Raw genomic sequence first — 16,688 nt, 5'->3', positions numbered from 1 at the left:
CAAAGAAATGCTCCTGCAATCGCTGGACTTCGTTCAGCGAACTGCAATGCAAATCATCACCGCTTTGGAAATAGCGGCAAGCGGCCGTCGATGATCGTAGTTCCGTCGTCAATGATCGGTCTGAGGTTCTTGTTTGAGGTCGCTAGTACGCACGCCACCGGCCTCATTCTCCCTTCTGCGTAACCATTCCGCGGGACTTTAGGCTGAAGAGTCAGCACTTAAATCTTCTTTTGTGCGTGCAAATTAGGGCCGATGCCGCCGCGAGGGACAACAAGCATGCACTTGGCTCCGGGATCGCGACGACTGTCGGAGACGAAGGCACGCCATAATTACGCTGCCAAGCTAAAAAGTCCGACCCATCAGTGACGCCGTCGCCATTCGCATCGGACCGTCCGTTTTATCCGACATCTTCCTTCCACTGACTGAGATCGTCGGCGTCGACATCGCCATCAGCATCAAAATCACCGGGAGTAATCTCACCAGCCCACCACGCTAAAGCATAATCTTACGCGTCGTCGACCCCGCCTCCAAAGTGAGACACCTCTATTTTATAGTTACCTGCTTCTACTTCGAAGAAGATGTGTTCCAGGTTATCGACCGTCGTCACTGAGCTGTGCTTTACGGTGCCGTTGCTGGTATCGATGAGTGAAATATTCAGATCACTCATGACCGTTGCTAATCCGGTCTCATCCACGGGAGAGTAAGTTGAGAAAAGGTCGGTCGGCAGATAAGGATCGTCACTTGTCTTTACGACTGTTCGATTCCACGCGAGAGTGACTGCAATCCATCCGGACGTCTGCCCGTTGAATGTGTACTCAACGTTGTTAAGGAAACCGACTGAGCCGTAATCCCAGCCAATCAGTGGAACAGTCCCAGCGTCGTACTCGCCGACTTTGAAATTATCAAATGCATTTTTCGCGTTGAGATGTCCGGCTCCCATATGCTCATCCAGTGAGACAGACTCGTCTGTCCCGGCTGTCGTATCAGTCCACTTTGTCACTCCATCTTGCAGAAAGTTGTCTCTCTTCGAACCATGTACGTTATTTAGCTTATCTGCGGTGTTGAGCAGGATAGCCTTCATAACTTCTGGTTCTTTTGCGTTGTCAGACCATCGCGGCGCATTTTCTAGAATCCTTTTGTTCGTCCACTCTTGGAGCAATGCGACAGTTCCCGCAACATGCGGGGAGGCGAAGCTCGTTCCACTAGCAATTGATGGGCTGGAACCTTGGCCAGTCATTACGATGTCTACGCCGGGAGCAATGATGTCGATGGTTGTACGAACGCCAGGTTCTGCGTCGAAATCGTTGAGGTTTAAATCCGCCACTCGCTGGAACGGCCCGCTCCCCGACGTGAGGCGATCCGAAGCAGCAACTGTAATACAATTGAAGTTATCTTGAGGGACATCAACGGGAACAGATTCACCTCCGCCTAGTACATATAAAACGTCATGCTCGTTTGTTGACCAATCGACGAATTGCGTCGCATGCTGGTTTCCGTCTGTATGCTGAAATTCGTCCGCAAGAGGACGTCGCGCACTGACGTTTATAACTCTCACATCAGCGGAATGAGTGGCAAGTCGGTTCGCAGACATGGCAAATCGCTGATCTGTCGTTAAGCCAACGGGCGCCCCATTAATCGCTGAGGCATATAAGCTTGCCGCAGGTGCAACACCTTGCAAACTCGGAGTTGTGGCATTTGCGATCATGACCCCCGCAACCTGAGTCGCGTGAAGGCCTTCACGGTCTTCCTCTGGTTCGAGCGGCATCGTTTGGTATATGACATGGGCGGAATTTGAGCTGTCGTCCGTAGTGCCAGCAAAAACGTTAGCTGGCTGCACTTGATTGTGAACCCACATGGGATCGTCGAAAGGCGTCGCGTTCTTCACCGGCATGCCTGGCCTGCCGGACTCTACCTGCCCAATCGCCACTCCGCTTCCAGTGAGGCCTAGGGCCCTCGAATTGATGCCGTTGGGTCCAGTTGAAAATTCTGATGCAGAAGCTTTTAAAGCGAATGCTAGGACGGCAATAATCAGCACTGGCGATCGTATGTCAAACTCCATTATTTAGCGGCTTTCGATACCTCCACGCTGAATGATGCATTTACAAGTCGTTCCACCGGAACGCTAGCTAATCTCGCCACAATATCCTTGGGCCCCATATCTTCGCCTCGCTTCATAGTCACTTTGAGCTTGCCCGGCGTAAGCTCGCCGAGGGGTACAAGAGCAAAATGAGCAGACGAGCTCATTACCTCATGAGCATTGAGGTGGTAGTCAACAATTACTTCGTCACCGGAGGCACTCACTTTATCCACGCGTAACGAACGTCCGGAGGCATAGGCGAAAATCACTAGCGAGCATGGATCGCCTTGCCGCACGTCTCTCAGTGGCTTGCGCTTGCCTGCAAATACGTCTCGCGCGTTCGCCAGCGCCTCTTTCCCTAGCCCGGAGACAATGAAGCCTTCTCCTGCCTTCCCGTTCCGTTTTGGAACGTTCCGCTGACTTAGTGAGTGAGCAATTTGTTCGACCATGCTGCTGTTAATGAATTCTTCAGCTGATTGCGGGTCTTGCTTCGGGGGGGGACTAGCTCTTTAACGTTGCTCGTACCGGGAATATTCAGTCCCCAAATGTTCTCAAGTGGGATCTCCTCACCACGGGCCGCTGAGCACAAGATCGCGGGAACAAGCAAATACAGAATACGCTGCATTTTAATATCCTTTAACATCACGCCCCATCGCCCGCGTTTGTACCGTTAATCGCGTTCAAAATCAGGTCTTTATGGAGATTTATTTAGCTGCATGCAGTGATGCGAATGCATATTCTTAACAACACTAAAACTGCGACATGAAGTGCCTGCGATAAACAATATGCCTAAGAATACGTTTCAACGCATCATTCCTTCAGTGCCTCCATTTGGAGGATATATAAGCATAGACAGCAAGAACAAATCGAAAAAATCCGCGAGCGAGGTAAAAATAGTCCACGTCATCAAGCAATCCTCCAGCAACAAGTTGAGTATCTCCGTTAGCATCAATTTCGAAGAGCTTCGCCCAATGCGTGCGGACGAAATGCACGCCGTGATTGTTTTAAGCTGAGCCATCCGAGAGATACTGGATGCCGGTCACCGGACGATGACGGTCGTGTTCCAGGGAAATCCCTTCGCCCTCTCCCCGGATGGCGGATCGATTAAAGTTGAGTAGCAGCCGCCCTTGTGGCACTCTAAGCCAATGGAGCAAAGACTTATTTTTTATGACCTGGAGACAGGCGGGCCTGATCCGAAGCGTCACCCAATCATTCAACTTGCGGCAATTGCAGTTGATGAGGGCTGTGAACCTATAGAGGCGTTCGAAGCGAAAGTTCGCTTCGATAAAAGGAATGCCAACGCTCACAGCCTGAGAAAGAGGCACTATCATCCGGGCATCTGGGCGCGGGAGGGCCGCAGTGCTAAGGAAGTCGCCATTGAGTTTGGATTTTTTCTTAGGCGACACTCAACGAAGACAGGCCTCTCGGCGCAAGGGCAGTCGTATAGAGTCGCACAGCTGGTGGCTCACAACGCGGCTTTCGACGGCCCATTTCTGGTAGCGTGGCACAAACGGCTCGGTGTATATCTTCCCGCGCATCGGATGGTGCTCTGTACCATGCAACTGGCTATGTGGCACTTCACAATCTCCCGGACTTCACCTCCGGCGAACTTTCAACTGGCTACACTTTGCGAACGATTTGGCGTGCCGTTTCACGCAGCGAAAGCCCACGACGCCCTTGGCGACGTGACGGCGACAGCGCGTCTATTTCAGACGCTGATTCACAAATCGCTATAGGACATGCTTGTGTGAGCAACGACCGGGCTTCTTCTCGTGGCGTCGCCATTTGATTTCACGGGTGCTAGCAGCGGTAAATTACATTGCTGAAACAACTGGAAGTTGCGATTTCCTTTTCGGAGATCATAAGAAGAATATAGCACACTCCTAATAAGGGTCGAGTGATGCCGGTCTTCAGTCAATTGCCGATCGTCTACGCATGGCGAAGCGGAGATCATTGGTTCTACGCTGATAATCGCAACGACGCTCCTGCCGAAGCCGTTGAAGCGCGTCGCATGTACGACGGCGAACAAGTGACGCTAGTCGTATCCCGCGTAACTCGCGGAATGTTCGTCAGGGGAGCTTCCCGTTGGGGGCAACCAGAGCAGCGCAATGCTAGCTAATTGCATTGGGCCACGAGGGAAACGCGAATACTCAAACAAAGCGTCAATCCTCGCAGCGCGATAAGCGCCCGTTTAGGGCAAGTTGAGGTATGCCTTCACGTCTCACGCGCCAGCAACTCGTCGCGCAGCTTGCCGTTGAAACTCTCAATGTAGCCATTTTCCCATGGGCTGCCCATTGTGACATTTTCCGATTTGCAGGCTGGTGGATCGACTAATGTTGAGTAACAGCCGCCTTCGTGGAACTCGTCGCCATGGAGCGAAGACTCGTTTTTTATGATCTAGAAACAGTCGGACTTCATCCGAAGCTTCACCCAATCATTTAGCTTGAACCTCGTCCGCGTGTTTCGCAGAGAGTTAGTCGCGTAATGAAAGCAGTGGCTCGCTGAAATCGACGGCCAACTGGCGCACATCGCCAGTTCGTCACGTTGACTAACTTCAGAACGATTAGCGAGTTCAATCTTCCTCACATTTCGTCGATGTGTTCTGCGTCCAGTATCGGCTGCCCCTCGCGCGGCGCGCTTCCACGTGGCAGACGAATCGTGAACGCGGTGCCCTCCTCCGCGGTAGAGCTCACATCGATTCGACCACTATGCGACTTGGCGACTTCGCGCGCGATGTACAATCCCATGCCAATGCTGCCAGGGCGATTTTTTTTCGGGTGCTCGGCGCTGGAGCCGCGAATGAGTGGGTCAAAGATTTTCTGCAACTCCCCGGGTGGGATTGGATCGCCGCCGTTATGCACCTCAATGAACACATTCGACGCTTCGCCGCGGAGTGAAAGCGTGACAGGGTAGTCGGCCGAGCCGTGCTGGAGTGCGTTTCCCAGGAGGTTCGAGATGGCCTGGCGGACCCGGTCGGAATCCCACTGACCATTCAGGTCGCCTTCAGTGCGGAGTTGAATGTTCCGAGCGGGGTTAGCGGTGCGAAATTCTTCAAACAGTTCGACAGCAAGGTTGCCAAGGTCCAATGACGCGGGCGTGACGGGCATGCCCGCGCCCAGCCGAGTGCGGGTGTAGTCGAGTAGGTCTGCAATCATGCGTTCCATGACCGACACGTTGCGGCTGATCTGCTCGCCGCACGCGATAGCCTCGGCGGGATCTGTAGAAACAAGCGGCACCAGTTGCGCATTCATGCCAATTGAATTGAGCGGATTGCGTAAATCGTGGCCGAGTATCGCTAGGAACATATCCCGGGCCTGATCAACGCGACTTGTGTAACTGGCGACGGCTTTAGTAATAGACTGGTCGATTGATTCGTTGAACCGGGTGATATCATCGACGTCGCGATCGTGTTCATCGGGCGAACTCTCGTCCCAAAGTCGAAGTACGCTCGCGCGCAACGCGCGATACTCGCTCATTACTTCCAGTAAGTCGAAGCCAAGGCCCAGGCGGTCCACCGCGTGGGACTCCGACGCTCCGTCGAGAGTATCACCCTCCTGGGGGGGACTCAGGCCCTTGGACTTCTTCGCGCGCTCGGCCGCGCTCTGCGGCGCCTTCATATTGCGTGCGGTGGCCTGTAAGATTTGACCGGCGTGATCGCGCAGCGCGAGCTGGTCAAGATGTTCACCCGCTCCGACGCTCCGGGCGAAGACTTCCCACTCGGCCAGAATTGGCTCGACGCTCGACAGAATGAAATCGGCAAGACGCATCAACGCCTCCTGGTAGGCTTATCCGCGCGGAGTGGGATCGCTTATTCTTACGGCCACCGGTATGCGCATGCTGAGAACGCCAACGGGATTGCACGAGATCCGTAGCGGTTGCCGCCAGGTAGTACTGTATTTTGGTACAGAAGCGTACGCCGGCATGAGGTTAGCAGGTCAACAACAGTTAGAACACCTAGCGACTGTTCAGCATAGCTGTTCCTATTTCTTCGTCCGCTCCACGTTACCGCCCGCCAACCCGCTTGGGGCTCGAAATCCCCGGACAAACCTTGTCACGGTGCAAGCGGCCCTGGTTGGCATGGCATCAGTCTGAGCAAATGTCCCTCAATACTTGTGTTTTAGGAGTGCTGTGAAGATGTCGGCAAAGGCAGATCCAGCAGAATGGTCTGAGGAGGAGCTCTGGCAGACAATCACGGCTAACGTCACCGATTACGCAATTTTCATGCTTTCAGCCGACGGCAAAATTGCTACCTGGAACGCGGGAGCGCAAAGGATTCTCGGGTATGCCGAGGATGAAATAATCGGCCATAGTTTTTCCGAGATTTTCACGCCCGCCGACGAGAGCCAGCAGCAGCCGAGGAACGAATTACGAATTGCCGAGGAGCGTGGGCGCGCAGAAGACGAACGATGGCATGTGCGGAAAGATGGCTCCGCCTTCTGGGCGAGCGGCGTAGTCACTCCCCTGTGGGACAAGAACGGAGCATTGAAGGGTTTTGCAAAGGTCCTTCGTGATATCACGGATCGAAAGAACGCTGAGGACAAACTGCAGGAGGAGAATCGCCGCAAGGACGAATTTTTGGCGATGCTTTCTCATGAGTTGCGAAATCCGCTTGCAGCAGTTAAGAATGCTTCTCAGCTCCTGAATTCAGGCGACGAATCAGTAACGCAAGAAGCCGCGGGAATAATCCAGCGTCAAACGGACCTTTTGATTCGCATGGTCGATGACCTGCTAGATGTCTCTCGCGTCACGACTGGAAAATTCCAATTACGACTGCAACAGGGCACGCTTCAGCAAGTTCTTGAACAGTCCATCGAGACAAACCGCCCACTCATCGCGAACCGCTCTCAACAGCTTTCTATCGACGTCCCTCAAGAATTCGTCTGGCTTCGCGCCGATCCTGCGCGATTGGCCCAAGCGATTGGCAGTCTGCTTCATAATGCAGCTAAGTTCAGTGACAATCAGGGGGAGATTATTCTTTCGGCGAAGCGGCTTGGAAACGAGGTGCACGTCAAAGTCAAAGACAACGGGGCTGGAATTCGATCGGATCTTCTGCCGCAGATCTTCGAGCCGTTTGTCCAATCCGATAATTCGCTTGACAGGACAATGGGCGGCCTCGGTGTCGGATTGGCTTTGGTCAAACGCATCGTGGAAATGCACGGTGGAATCGTCGAGGCGCATAGTTCAGGCGTCGGAAATGGCAGTGAGTTCGTTGTCAAGTTACCCGTCGTGCCCGAACTCGAAGAGACGCGTCCCGTCTCAGCGCCGCAGGGACTAGCTACGCCATCACTGCGAATCCTGATTGCCGAGGACAATGTTGATACGTCAAAGAGTTTGCAATTGCTCCTCCAAAAGTCTGGGCATCAAGTTGAAACAGCCAGCAACGGACGAGAAGCACTCGAGCGTGCTGCGCGCATGCGGCCTGCGGTAATCCTAGCAGACATTGGGCTTCCTGTGATGGACGGCTTCATGCTCGCCGAGCGAATTCGAGCTCATGATGAGCTGAAAGACACTTATTTAATTGCAATGACTGGGTATGGTCGTGCGGAGGATTTCGAACGATCGAAGCAGGCTGGTTTCAACCATCACTTAGTTAAGCCTGTCGAGCTGAAGCGGTTGTTTGAGCTTCTTTCCTTCGTGCCGAGCTAACTGTCCAGGGTAACGAACCTAACACTTAGCCCTCAAAAAAGTTTGCCATTGATTACGGAGGACATGTGTCGGAGTAGTATATTTATCGCTACACGATGCCGTCGCGCGAAGAAAAGGAAGCGACGTTTGAGGAACTATTCGGCTAGCTCCTAACCGCATGCATTTCTCACGATTGCGATAAGATCTACCTCGCTAGCTGCTGCGGCACTGCCGAAAGTCTGTTCGCGCCCGTTTGCAGTAATCCTGGCGACGATTCATTCACCAGCCCTTGCTCGTTGTCCGCGCGAAGAGATGCAATGAGCTCCGGATACGTTGCCCAGTCGGCGGCAGTGAACTGGCGCGTATCGACGTACGCCTGGCCCAACCGAACGTTCTGCTTCTTGACTAAATGAAAACCGTCCTGGGCACGAACCACGTGGAAGTTGGTTGCGCCTAAGCACGCCAAGATGCCAAAGCCGATCCCTACTGTGAAAGCAAACACTCGACGCATCGCAAGTCTCCTTCGTTAACGCAGGTCGGCTGCTGCACCAACCGATTGCCGGAGTAACAGACAGTGAGTTGAATATCCCGTCACCAGTTCGGAATCAATGCCATATGAGTCGCCGTCGTGGTGAGTGAGAGCATTGCCGCCACTGCCATAGAAACGCGACTAGTATTGCTAGCGTCGCTAATTTTGGAGCAAGCAAGTCCACTTTTCGCAGTGCACCCTCAAGGTAGCAGTACAATGCACATTGCAGCGCCGGATCTCGGCGCCAATTTCGAGTTCACGGAGGTGATCATGTTCAGGAAACGCTTAACGGTTGGCGCATTTGTGGCGTGCGCTGCGGCTCTAGTAGGCATTGTCTCGGCGCAGCAAGTGGCTGAGCCGAGCGGCGCGCGGCGCGCTGTTGATAAAGCTCAAGACGCGGCTGAAGCTGTCGGTGATCGTGTTGGCGACGCATTTAACGGGGCCAAAGAAGAACTGTTGCGGGGCACCGTCGTGATGTTCCAAGGCACGCCAAGCGACAACCAGGAAGTGAATAACAGCGGGTTAATCATCGTGAGCATCCCCGACTCCCAGAGTCGTCAGCCGCAGCATATTTCTGTCAAGCCACAACCCGAGCGGGATTTCCAACATCTCGGTCAAGTGCAAGGCATGAACGCAATGAATGGCCAGCCGCAAGTGGGCGGCGGATTCACCTTTGATTTGTGGAGACCGCGAAACGAATGCGATGCGACCTTTATGGTGACTTACACGCCGAATGGGGCCAGCGAGCCCATCGAGCAGACGTATCGCGTCAGAGTGGTAGCGCCCGAGAAAAAAGTCCAGTAGGTGCGCGACTGCAGCCGACGGCAACGCGCAGGGAGCGTTTGCCCTCTGCTGGAGTTCACGGTCACTAGGATTGCAAGTGCCTTAGCGTTCGGCTCAGGGTGTGCGAAGGTCCCGCGGTATGCCATCTTCATAGCTCATCTGTCAGTTCGGGGTGGGTCGCGGCGTGGTGGACGGCGACGCTATTGCGTGCCCACTCTAGAGCCACTGCGATCCGTCGATACTGGATTGAGGATCGATCGCCTCGGTTGCACACGGGACAGCGCCAACTCGCGATGTAGTGGCTCTCTTCGACGGGCGCAGCAATTAACTCGTAGCGGTTGTGACCGAGCCGAATTCGCTCACGAATCACTTCCCTGCCTGGAGTCGACATTGGCAATGCTTCCTTTTAATTAAAGAGGCAATTGCTGGTTGGGAATGGTCAACTAGACGACGCCGAGGACGATCGCCGCACCCGCCGGTCAGGGGTGCATGAGGGCACGCGAACTTCAGCTCCGCTAAGCCGAATCATCAATCGCTCGGCAGCGTGTGCGCCATTACTGCGAAACCGCCGTTGTCTCGGCGTGAAGCCGAAGCGCCAATCGATCGTACTTATTGCCGGTCGCCTATCGATGGCTAACGATTCGAATGCTCGGTTAGCGTAGCGATCACGGCGCCCATTTTTGTGAGCCCGTATTGGTGACAGGCGGCGCTGATCTCGCGCAGTCGGTCGGCAGAATGCCGATCACTGGTGCGCAAGTCGCAGCAAATCCCGTGAGCTTCCTGCAGCATCGTGCGCTCCGGCTCGGTGAGGCATTCGATGACCCGAGAATCGAGTTCAATCGGAAAAGTCGCGTTGGTCGTCATCGTTTTCTCGTCATACGGTGTGGAGCCCACCGGCATGTGACGCAGCCTCGGCGGGAGCTCTGTTTCCATCGTACTCTAGGCCACCTGTGTTTCGGGACGACAAACTCGCAGATCGTGGGCTTTCGCTGTCGCAGCCCAATCGCGTCGTCCGCTAACGTCAACCCTAGCGCAACAGCCCGCGCCGCGAATTAACAACTCAATTCAATGCGACGCTAGCGTCGAAGGTCACTACGGAGCCTCCCGCCAACGCCCTGCCCACGAACGCATCCATGAAACTTAGCAAAAACCTTGGCATACTACTCCTCGCCGCCTGGCTTCCCCTTTTCTGCTTGCTGACGACGCCGCTGCTCGGTATCAGCTTCTCTCATAGCGGCGATGTTCCAGGCGTGCTCGCCATTGGTACCGGCGTGCTGCTAATCATGCAGCGTTAGCGGCTCGCGGTTGCTTGCCGCCTTACTACAGTTCTTGAGCAGAGAAATCATTATGAGTACAGCTATCGACTCTTGCCGCGAGGCGCGCGGCGAAGCATGTAAAGCGGCGCACATCGGCGGCTGCGTTGCCGCGATCGTCGTGATGACCATCGTCGTGCCCGCGAAACTCGGGGGCTATCTGCCCGCCAGCGTGTCCTCGGTCCGATTGCTGCTATTTCCGGTACTCGCTTACGGCCTTGGGGTCGCCGCGATGCTCTGGAGCTTGGGACGCGCCATCAAGCGATCCCAATCGGTTAAAGACGCCGTGGAGATTCCGGCTGCTCGCCCCCGACAGGCAGGCTGACAGTGGTACCATTCCTTAATCGCCGCCGAGAATCCAATCTAATATGCGTCGACTTCCTCGGCCGCCCGAGCCGCAGCGAATTTAACGTGTGCTAGCCGCGCCCGCATGCGGTGGCTTGTCGCATTCGGGCCAATGCCGCTTGCGCACGCCGCCAAATTTGGGCTAGCTATAAATCATTTCGACCGTCGTCATGGTTCGTCATGCCATTCCTCCGTCGGCAAAACCTCTGCCGTTTCAGGAGATGGCTGGCGGAGACGCTTTACGAGCAGATCGATTCGCGGATGGCGTTCTCCTTCAAGGGCTGGGTCGCCCTCTTGGGTCCCCCCCGGAGTCGGGACGATTTTAGTTGGCCGCTGACACTCTCACGACGCGTGGACCGTTTGGGTGCCTAGGCACGGCCCGAAAACGGTCCGTTGCTGAGGACGTGAACTGGCACGTGGTGGTCGGAGAACAACCGCGCCTGGGCGCGGCCCAAGGTTTCTGATTCTGATTCGAAGCCCTCGTCGCTTGTCCTCTGCACACCACACACGGGGCACTTCAATTCGACGTAAAGTTGGCCATTGCGCTCAATTGCGGTGAGGACGCAGGAAATGCCGCCTCGTTCATAAATTCGCGAACTCATAGTTGCCCCCCATCAGCGTGACGCCGTAGCAACTAGTGCGCCGAATTGGTGACTAAGGCCCCATCGTTGAAGGGGAGTCTCTTCGGCCATAACAAAGTATCTACCAGCTGCGAACTAGCAACCTCGACGAGTCGCGCGCGCCATGGAAGAATCTTGCCGCTGCCGCGCTCGCTAAATCTACGAAGGCCAAGTACCACCGTTGTCACTAGTGGCAAGCCGTAATTCCGCCGAGCCCGTTGAAACCTGTTTCGTCTACCATCTGACTTGCCAGCTGCGAAGGGGCGCTGCTTCGGTCGCCTTTCAACAATCATCAGCCCGGAGACCTACGGATGACGGTAAAGATCATCGGCCGCGGTGAGCGGGAAGTTCATCGCGTCACCTGTGAGCGTTGTGGATCAGTCCTGGAATTCAGCGGCGCTGACGTGCAGAGCGAGCCTCAGTATAACGGGGATGGAGAGTACGCCGGCGAGCGGCGATGGATCGATTGCCCGCAATGCAGCAGCCAAGTCTCCGTCGAGACGACGACTTGACGCTTTGCTACGCGGTCAGGAGCGTCCATTCGCACGCAAGGGAGGATCGCCGGTGCCAGAACAACTCGACCTTCTACTGCTTACTCGCGAGCTTTCACCGCCGCCTCTTTCATCAGACGCCGCGCGGCGCAATCGCCAATCTGATGCCCGACCATGACAACGGCCTCATCCAATTCCCTCGCTACTTCCTTCCCCGTCCGTTCACCGCTCAAGACGGCCTGTGCAATCAGAACGTGGTGAGCAATATAGCGGGCATCTTGCTCTTTGCGGCAGGTGTGCCATTGGTCCCCGTCTAGCAAGACCTGCCAGCCAACGGTCGCGACGTGGCGGACGGTGATTATGGGTTCTTCCATGACGCCTCCAGGTGAATAAATCTGCAATTGTGTGTTGGGGCGACTCGCACTAATTCGAATGGCGTAGCCAGCTACGTCCGCATAACTGCCGGGTGAACTCGTGGGGCCGAGGACACGTCGGAACATACCTGACGGTCGTTTACTCGTCGCTGCTCAGCCGCACGCGCTACGCGGCGGACCCAGGGTCATACAGCCGCATTCCTGAACCTCGCGCCGAGCCGTGCGCATAGAACGCCAAGAGCCGTCGCCCGGCCTCGGTCGTCATTGTGTCTTGGAGGTACTGCACGGCGGCATTGCGTCCGATGCCTGAACGGTAAATCGCCCCAAACGCCGCCCGCAACTCGGCGCGTTCGCCGAGAGTCAAACCGGCCCGCTTCATGCCGACGCGATTCTCGGCAACGACGTTCCCTTCTTGATCGGTGATGCAGAATGGCGGCACGTCCTGAGTGATCCGGGCCAGCATTCCGACTAGCGACAGCTCGCCGATCCGCACATGCTGATGGACCGCCGCGTTGCCGGAGATGATCGCTCGCGGACCGACGTGCACGTGTCCTCCAAGCAGGGCGCCGCTCACCAAAATGACGTCGTCGCTCAGTTCGCAGTTATGACCGACGTGCGAGTTCGTCATCAGCAGGCAACGTTTGCCGATAATGGTTGCCGTCCCTGCCGCCGTCCCGTGATGAACGGTGGCCCCTTCGCGAATGACACTCCCTTCGCCAATGCGGCAGTAGGAGGCTTCGCCGTAATATTTCAGATCCTGCGGCGCGTCGCCGACAACGGCTCGGGAATGGAGGCGGCAGCCTGCCTCCAGCATGGTGTATCCCATGACGATCGCCGCTGGCGATAGCACGCAATCGGGGCCGATCGTCACCGGTCCGCTCACAACTGCGTGGGGCCCGATTGATGCGCTGCCGTCAATCTCCGCAGCACTGTCGATGACGGCGGTAGGATGGATCGGCATGGCTCCGCGAGCTCCTGACAGAACGGTCTTGGCAGGTCGATGAATGCTGCGATTGGGGGCAGCAAAATGACACTTCGCGATATTGCCGCCAGCACTATTGAGGGACGCCAGCGAAATGTTGGCTAGATAGTTGCCAAACCTCGGGCGAAAATCAATGGCAGATGAATCGCCTCACCGACGGCATCACCAGCTCGGGAGCAGAGCAAGCCCGTGGCATCAATTGTGTTGGACTGGCGAACCTGTTTCATAGGCCGAGTCGTGCGCAGTGCGCTCCTCTTCCGGGGCTGCGACTTTCTCCCTACCAAATGAGCAGCCCGAAGCGACAGTAATGAGCAGGAGCAAAAGGAGACGAGGTTTCATCGTGGCCCCGCTAGCTTGAGAAGTTGGCACTTGGACGGTCGTCGTATCGGTCAATTCGGCACTGCCCCATCAGCCAGTTGGCGCGATGGTCATTTCGCGTATCACGTGGCGTTGAAGGAGACGGTGTTTATAGACATTCTAGGCGCCGCAGCGTCGCCAATGCGGCTAGCCCTGCTTGCATTAGGCGCAAGAAAAACGCCGGAAAGCGACTGAGCGCTCCCCGGCGTCTTAATGCATCACGTTAGTGAATGCGGCTGGCGATTAACCAAGCCGAACATTCTCAGCACGCTTCCCCTTGGGACCCATGCCTTCGTTGTATTGCACAGCTTGGCCTTCGTAGAGGCTGTCAAAACCAGCCCCTTCGACCGAGGACGAGTGGAAGAAAATATCTCCACTGTCGCCTTGAATAAAGCCAAAACCTTTGTCAGTCAACTTCTTAATAGTACCTTGCGACACGTAACATTCTCCTGCACGCAGTCCTCGTGAATGGCGCACCCGCGTACCGTGCAACTACGATCGGGAGACGCTTTAGAGGCCCGTTGCCGGGCGCTCAACGTAAGAGAGCAATCTGGTCCACACCGTGGATCAACATCGCCGAAAACCAGCTTTATGCCGGTCAAGATGAAGGGCAGAGGTCAACAAGAAGAAGGGCTGACTGGGCACGATCGCGGTCCAGTGGACCACTAACGCTCACAATCGACAGAGCCTCTCGCATATGCCTTCGCTGTCTTAGTGCCCCTAGTATAGCACACAGAGTAGTACGGGGCAATTCGATTCCCCACGCGAGCGAATTTGGCCCGCTGCCAGCGACCCGCGGCCGGCTAGGAGTGCAAATTTCTCACGGCTGTTGAAAGAAACGACTGACGTGATTACGATCTCAGCGATTAATTCTGCCATTCGTCGGATCCCGACCCTCATTTCAACACCGTATTCTGAGAGTTCCATGGCAAAGAAGAAGAAAGCCAAGGCAGCTAAACTGCGCGAGAAGAACCCGCAAAGCTATGGCGTCATTTTCTTGGATCAAATCGCGCCGCCGATTCCGGTCAACGGTCCTAAACCGATCGAAATTGATCTGACTCTCGACGAGGGGCTGAAGCTTCACTTGGCGCTACTGCAGGCGCTTTCGGAGCTGAACCGGCTCGATCGACGTTCGCCGCGCTCGCGGGCGCGCGGAATTCGATTCTCGCTCTACCCAGATCAGAATCGGCTAATGGTGGAACAGGGCAGCGTCAAAGACAACAGCGCGCCTCGCTGAACTTTGTCGAACCTAGGGGAACCTTTGCGCGCCAAACGGCGTGTTCCCACATGCGAAGTCGCCGGTGCGACGTACGGTTGCACGACGTAACTCGCCGAAGTTCAACTTGACGTCACAGCTCCACTCAGAAGCCGCTACTAAGGAAAAGCATCGGCAGGAATACCTGCTTCGAATGAAACGTCTTTCGTGCCCGGGTGGCGAGGATGGGCAGCTGTTTAAGGCTGCCCTCCCCTTAAAGAGCCTTATACATCGCTAGGGCGTCGACGTTCCCCCCGTGACGGATGAGCGAATGCTTTGGGGAGAGTCCCGACGATCTCAAATCCTAACTGCTGCCACAGACGCACGGCACGTTCGTTGGTGCTAACGACTAGGTTGAACTGCATCGCCCTGAATCCCATCTTGCGAGCACGTTTCAGGGAGTGCTCGCACATACTCCCTGCGATGCCGCGACCAGCGGCTTCGGCCGCAGTGATGTAACCACAGTTGGCAACATGCGAGCCCCCGCCAAGTTGATTCGCTCGAAGGTAGTAAGTGCCGAGTATCTTTCCGTCCTCTTCCGCGACAAACGTTGCTCGGTCTTCCCCCGTCCAATAGCTCATGGCTTGAGCTTCCGCCATATCAGCAGGTAACGCGTACGTTTCACCTCCACGAATTACAGGTTCGATGATCTCCCAGATTCGCGATGCGTCTGCTGCTTGAGCCGCTCGGGTTTTCATACGCTGCCCCCTGGTCTTACGAACCCGACTCGAATGTTCGAATAAGTTCGTCAAACAGCTTTTTTGAGTAACGATAGTTCGTGCGAGCCAAGGCCGCCAAGCAATCTCTCAAAGCGACGCGACCTTCTCTGGCCGCACTCAATATCACTCCGAGCGTCCCCGTCACCTCAAGACCTGCGGCCTGGGCGACTTTCACTCCGTCCCGCTCGTCAATCAGTAGGAGAGCTCCGATTTCACTCGCTAGTGAAATTGCTGACGCCTCCCCTCTATCCAGCCTTGCTACCGCAGGCAATTGATTCTGTGGCTCTCTCACTTCGAGCCATGAGGGAAGGTGTTTCACCCACCGCTTGAGCTTCTCAGGCGAAGCTTGTTGATTCATTTCGTCAATGACGTCGGGCGTCGTGACGACCTGGCCGAACAATTCCGGGAGCAAATGAACCTGCTCGATGAGAATCAGGTAATGAAGCGGGGATGTATCTGAGACGACAATCATTTCGCTCGAAGCTGCTCAAGTCTGGCCGCTTGATTCATGACTGTATCGAGAGACGGTAGGTCGTCAACGACCCCATGCTTACTCAGCAGCTCTTCCGTTTGAAAACGGTCCAGGCCGAGCGTCAGACCGAGTTCGTGGTGGGTAATCGTGCTGCGACGGTAGAGGTCAATGAGGAGAGCTTCCTTGGCCGTCTGGTCGAGATCGACAACCTCTCTACGAAGGTGGGCTTCGAGTGCCGATGGAAGGTTAATGCATACTGACATAAGGTTGCTCCTCTTTCCTCAATAATAGCACGGCTTCTCTGCAATAGGCAAACCCGAACTACGCCGTCTGATCCACCTCCAAGGGCTCGAACGCCTTCACGATGTTCCTTCTCCAGCGGACCGACTCCATCAGTACCTGGTCGAAACCGGCTGCCTTTCGCTTCTTATTGATCAGGCGAACTATCTTTCTGAGTTGACGCCAGAATGGCTTGTAAGGTTCAAACGGCAGAGCGTTTATCTCCATCGCCAGTCGGTCCGCCGTCCGATGGCACGCAATGGACAGGAAGTAGGCCCGCAGCTCGGTGTATCGTTCCCTGGAGATTAATACCCGAGCGTGAAACTTTTCGTCCCGCACCGGAGCTTCAGCCTTCGAGCTTTTCTTTTTGAAATCCCCCCTCTTCAGATAGATGGAATATCCTTCAATCTGAATCGGAGCTTCGCGGATGTCTCGAAGCTGAGACTGCTCCGCCGACTTCATCGGGT

At 55.5% G+C, this 16,688-nt stretch carries 19 protein-coding genes and 1 pseudogene; 7 read left to right on the top strand and 13 right to left on the bottom strand.

Annotation, left to right across the window (positions count from 1 at the left end; genetic code table 11):
* Positions 1-505 precede the first annotated feature (505 nt).
* Together ACQY7R_RS16625 and ACQY7R_RS16620 are read right to left on the bottom strand one after the other, a co-directional pair.
* Complete coding sequence (locus tag ACQY7R_RS16625; RefSeq protein ID WP_428306691.1) at positions 506-2,035, bottom strand: S8 family serine peptidase; 1,530 nt, start codon at positions 2,033-2,035, stop codon at positions 506-508.
* A 23-nt stretch (positions 2,036-2,058) separates the two neighbouring features.
* Positions 2,059-2,526, bottom strand: coding sequence for a hypothetical protein (locus ACQY7R_RS16620; RefSeq protein ID WP_428306690.1), 468 nt, complete (start codon positions 2,524-2,526; stop codon positions 2,059-2,061).
* Positions 2,527-3,222: 696 nt separating this feature from the next.
* Between ACQY7R_RS16620 and ACQY7R_RS16615 the strand changes: the two genes are divergently transcribed.
* The gene (locus tag ACQY7R_RS16615; protein ID WP_428306689.1) at positions 3,223-3,813 is read left to right on the top strand and encodes an exonuclease domain-containing protein; all 591 of its coding nucleotides are present in this window, start codon (positions 3,223-3,225) and stop codon (positions 3,811-3,813) included.
* A 484-nt stretch (positions 3,814-4,297) separates the two neighbouring features.
* On the opposite strand, the pseudogene ACQY7R_RS16610 reads toward ACQY7R_RS16615, so the two are convergent.
* A pseudogene (locus tag ACQY7R_RS16610) lies at positions 4,298-4,372 on the bottom strand (integrase core domain-containing protein); the annotation flags it as partial.
* Positions 4,373-4,659: 287 nt separating this feature from the next.
* Positions 4,660-5,844 carry a sensor histidine kinase gene (locus ACQY7R_RS16605; protein ID WP_428306688.1) on the bottom strand — a complete coding sequence of 395 codons (1,185 nt, stop codon included), beginning with the start codon at positions 5,842-5,844 and terminating at the stop codon, positions 4,660-4,662.
* A gap of 367 nt (positions 5,845-6,211) precedes the next feature.
* Between ACQY7R_RS16605 and ACQY7R_RS16600 the strand changes: the two genes are divergently transcribed.
* Entirely contained in the window at positions 6,212-7,723 is a 1,512-nt protein-coding gene (locus tag ACQY7R_RS16600; RefSeq protein WP_428306687.1) for a hybrid sensor histidine kinase/response regulator, read from the top strand.
* 184 nt (positions 7,724-7,907) lie between these two features.
* On the opposite strand, the gene ACQY7R_RS16595 is transcribed toward ACQY7R_RS16600, so the two are convergent.
* Positions 7,908-8,213 (bottom strand): hypothetical protein, encoded by a 306-nt coding sequence (locus ACQY7R_RS16595; RefSeq protein ID WP_428306686.1) that lies wholly within the window; start codon positions 8,211-8,213, stop codon positions 7,908-7,910.
* A gap of 234 nt (positions 8,214-8,447) precedes the next feature.
* On the opposite strand from ACQY7R_RS16595, the gene ACQY7R_RS16590 reads away from it, so the two are divergent.
* On the top strand, positions 8,448-9,035 hold the full coding sequence (locus ACQY7R_RS16590) for a hypothetical protein (RefSeq protein ID WP_428306685.1): 588 nt from the start codon (positions 8,448-8,450) through the stop codon (positions 9,033-9,035).
* Between the two features lie 612 nt (positions 9,036-9,647).
* On the opposite strand, the gene ACQY7R_RS16585 is transcribed toward ACQY7R_RS16590, so the two are convergent.
* Complete coding sequence (locus ACQY7R_RS16585; RefSeq protein ID WP_428306684.1) at positions 9,648-9,878, bottom strand: hypothetical protein; 231 nt, start codon at positions 9,876-9,878, stop codon at positions 9,648-9,650.
* A gap of 269 nt (positions 9,879-10,147) precedes the next feature.
* Between ACQY7R_RS16585 and ACQY7R_RS16580 the strand changes: the two genes are divergently transcribed.
* The 3 genes from ACQY7R_RS16580 (at position 10,148) to ACQY7R_RS16570 (ending at position 11,804) form a co-directional block, all read left to right on the top strand.
* On the top strand, positions 10,148-10,309 hold the full coding sequence (locus tag ACQY7R_RS16580) for a hypothetical protein (RefSeq protein WP_428306683.1): 162 nt from the start codon (positions 10,148-10,150) through the stop codon (positions 10,307-10,309).
* 52 nt (positions 10,310-10,361) lie between these two features.
* Positions 10,362-10,652: a hypothetical protein gene (locus tag ACQY7R_RS16575; protein ID WP_428306682.1), complete on the top strand. Its 291-nt coding sequence runs from the start codon at positions 10,362-10,364 to the stop codon at positions 10,650-10,652.
* Between the two features lie 951 nt (positions 10,653-11,603).
* Positions 11,604-11,804 carry a hypothetical protein gene (locus tag ACQY7R_RS16570; protein WP_428306681.1) on the top strand — a complete coding sequence of 67 codons (201 nt, stop codon included), beginning with the start codon at positions 11,604-11,606 and terminating at the stop codon, positions 11,802-11,804.
* An 80-nt stretch (positions 11,805-11,884) separates the two neighbouring features.
* Here ACQY7R_RS16570 and ACQY7R_RS16565 read toward each other — a convergent pair whose 3' ends face one another.
* The 3 genes from ACQY7R_RS16565 to ACQY7R_RS16555 form a co-directional block, all read right to left on the bottom strand.
* The gene (locus tag ACQY7R_RS16565) at positions 11,885-12,157 is read right to left on the bottom strand and encodes a hypothetical protein (protein ID WP_428306680.1); all 273 of its coding nucleotides are present in this window, start codon (positions 12,155-12,157) and stop codon (positions 11,885-11,887) included.
* Positions 12,158-12,323: 166 nt separating this feature from the next.
* Entirely contained in the window at positions 12,324-13,118 is a 795-nt protein-coding gene (lpxA, locus tag ACQY7R_RS16560; RefSeq protein ID WP_428306679.1) for an acyl-ACP--UDP-N-acetylglucosamine O-acyltransferase, read from the bottom strand.
* A gap of 621 nt (positions 13,119-13,739) precedes the next feature.
* On the bottom strand, positions 13,740-13,934 hold the full coding sequence (locus ACQY7R_RS16555; protein WP_428306678.1) for a cold-shock protein: 195 nt from the start codon (positions 13,932-13,934) through the stop codon (positions 13,740-13,742).
* Between the two features lie 409 nt (positions 13,935-14,343).
* Here ACQY7R_RS16555 and ACQY7R_RS16550 point away from each other — a divergent pair, with 409 nt between their 5' ends.
* Entirely contained in the window at positions 14,344-14,733 is a 390-nt protein-coding gene (locus ACQY7R_RS16550; RefSeq protein WP_428306677.1) for a hypothetical protein, read from the top strand.
* Positions 14,734-14,975: 242 nt separating this feature from the next.
* Here the strand turns inward: ACQY7R_RS16550 and ACQY7R_RS16545 are convergent, their stop codons facing one another.
* The 4 genes from ACQY7R_RS16545 to ACQY7R_RS16530 all read right to left on the bottom strand — a co-directional run bounded on the left by ACQY7R_RS16545 (position 14,976) and on the right by ACQY7R_RS16530 (position 16,683).
* Positions 14,976-15,332 carry an N-acetyltransferase family protein gene (locus ACQY7R_RS16545; RefSeq protein ID WP_428308904.1) on the bottom strand — a complete coding sequence of 119 codons (357 nt, stop codon included), beginning with the start codon at positions 15,330-15,332 and terminating at the stop codon, positions 14,976-14,978.
* 133 nt (positions 15,333-15,465) lie between these two features.
* Complete coding sequence (locus ACQY7R_RS16540; protein ID WP_428306676.1) at positions 15,466-15,942, bottom strand: DUF3368 domain-containing protein; 477 nt, start codon at positions 15,940-15,942, stop codon at positions 15,466-15,468.
* Complete coding sequence (locus tag ACQY7R_RS16535) at positions 15,939-16,205, bottom strand: hypothetical protein (RefSeq protein ID WP_428306675.1); 267 nt, start codon at positions 16,203-16,205, stop codon at positions 15,939-15,941. The genes ACQY7R_RS16540 and ACQY7R_RS16535 overlap by 4 nt, the downstream gene beginning before the upstream one ends.
* A 58-nt stretch (positions 16,206-16,263) precedes the next feature.
* The gene (locus ACQY7R_RS16530; RefSeq protein WP_428306674.1) at positions 16,264-16,683 is read right to left on the bottom strand and encodes a hypothetical protein; all 420 of its coding nucleotides are present in this window, start codon (positions 16,681-16,683) and stop codon (positions 16,264-16,266) included.
* Positions 16,684-16,688: the final 5 nt, after the last annotated feature.

The organism is Lacipirellula sp., from assembly GCF_965279485.1.
Classification (GTDB): Bacteria; Planctomycetota; Planctomycetia; order Pirellulales; family Lacipirellulaceae; genus Lacipirellula.
The sequence above is the reverse complement of the archived record's forward strand: the minus strand, read 5'-3'. Positions and strand labels throughout refer to the sequence as shown.

What these genes read in the sequence shown, in the direction of transcription:
- ACQY7R_RS16540 (WP_428306676.1), bottom strand. Translation starts at nt 15,942, where the DNA reads ATGATTGTCGTCTCAGATACATCCCCGCTTCATTACCTGATTCTCATC.
- ACQY7R_RS16615 (WP_428306689.1), top strand. Translation starts at nt 3,223, where the DNA reads ATGGAGCAAAGACTTATTTTTTATGACCTGGAGACAGGCGGGCCTGAT.
- ACQY7R_RS16580 (WP_428306683.1), top strand. Translation starts at nt 10,148, where the DNA reads ATGAAACTTAGCAAAAACCTTGGCATACTACTCCTCGCCGCCTGGCTT.
- ACQY7R_RS16575 (WP_428306682.1), top strand. Translation starts at nt 10,362, where the DNA reads ATGAGTACAGCTATCGACTCTTGCCGCGAGGCGCGCGGCGAAGCATGT.
- ACQY7R_RS16590 (WP_428306685.1), top strand. Translation starts at nt 8,448, where the DNA reads ATGCACATTGCAGCGCCGGATCTCGGCGCCAATTTCGAGTTCACGGAG.
- ACQY7R_RS16545 (WP_428308904.1), bottom strand. Translation starts at nt 15,332, where the DNA reads ATGAGCTATTGGACGGGGGAAGACCGAGCAACGTTTGTCGCGGAAGAG.
- ACQY7R_RS16620 (WP_428306690.1), bottom strand. Translation starts at nt 2,526, where the DNA reads ATGGTCGAACAAATTGCTCACTCACTAAGTCAGCGGAACGTTCCAAAA.
- ACQY7R_RS16535 (WP_428306675.1), bottom strand. Translation starts at nt 16,205, where the DNA reads ATGTCAGTATGCATTAACCTTCCATCGGCACTCGAAGCCCACCTTCGT.
- ACQY7R_RS16585 (WP_428306684.1), bottom strand. Translation starts at nt 9,878, where the DNA reads ATGACGACCAACGCGACTTTTCCGATTGAACTCGATTCTCGGGTCATC.
- ACQY7R_RS16565 (WP_428306680.1), bottom strand. Translation starts at nt 12,157, where the DNA reads ATGGAAGAACCCATAATCACCGTCCGCCACGTCGCGACCGTTGGCTGG.
- ACQY7R_RS16530 (WP_428306674.1), bottom strand. Translation starts at nt 16,683, where the DNA reads ATGAAGTCGGCGGAGCAGTCTCAGCTTCGAGACATCCGCGAAGCTCCG.
- ACQY7R_RS16570 (WP_428306681.1), top strand. Translation starts at nt 11,604, where the DNA reads ATGACGGTAAAGATCATCGGCCGCGGTGAGCGGGAAGTTCATCGCGTC.
- ACQY7R_RS16605 (WP_428306688.1), bottom strand. Translation starts at nt 5,844, where the DNA reads ATGCGTCTTGCCGATTTCATTCTGTCGAGCGTCGAGCCAATTCTGGCC.
- ACQY7R_RS16595 (WP_428306686.1), bottom strand. Translation starts at nt 8,213, where the DNA reads ATGCGTCGAGTGTTTGCTTTCACAGTAGGGATCGGCTTTGGCATCTTG.
- lpxA (WP_428306679.1), bottom strand. Translation starts at nt 13,118, where the DNA reads ATGCCGATCCATCCTACCGCCGTCATCGACAGTGCTGCGGAGATTGAC.
- ACQY7R_RS16600 (WP_428306687.1), top strand. Translation starts at nt 6,212, where the DNA reads ATGTCGGCAAAGGCAGATCCAGCAGAATGGTCTGAGGAGGAGCTCTGG.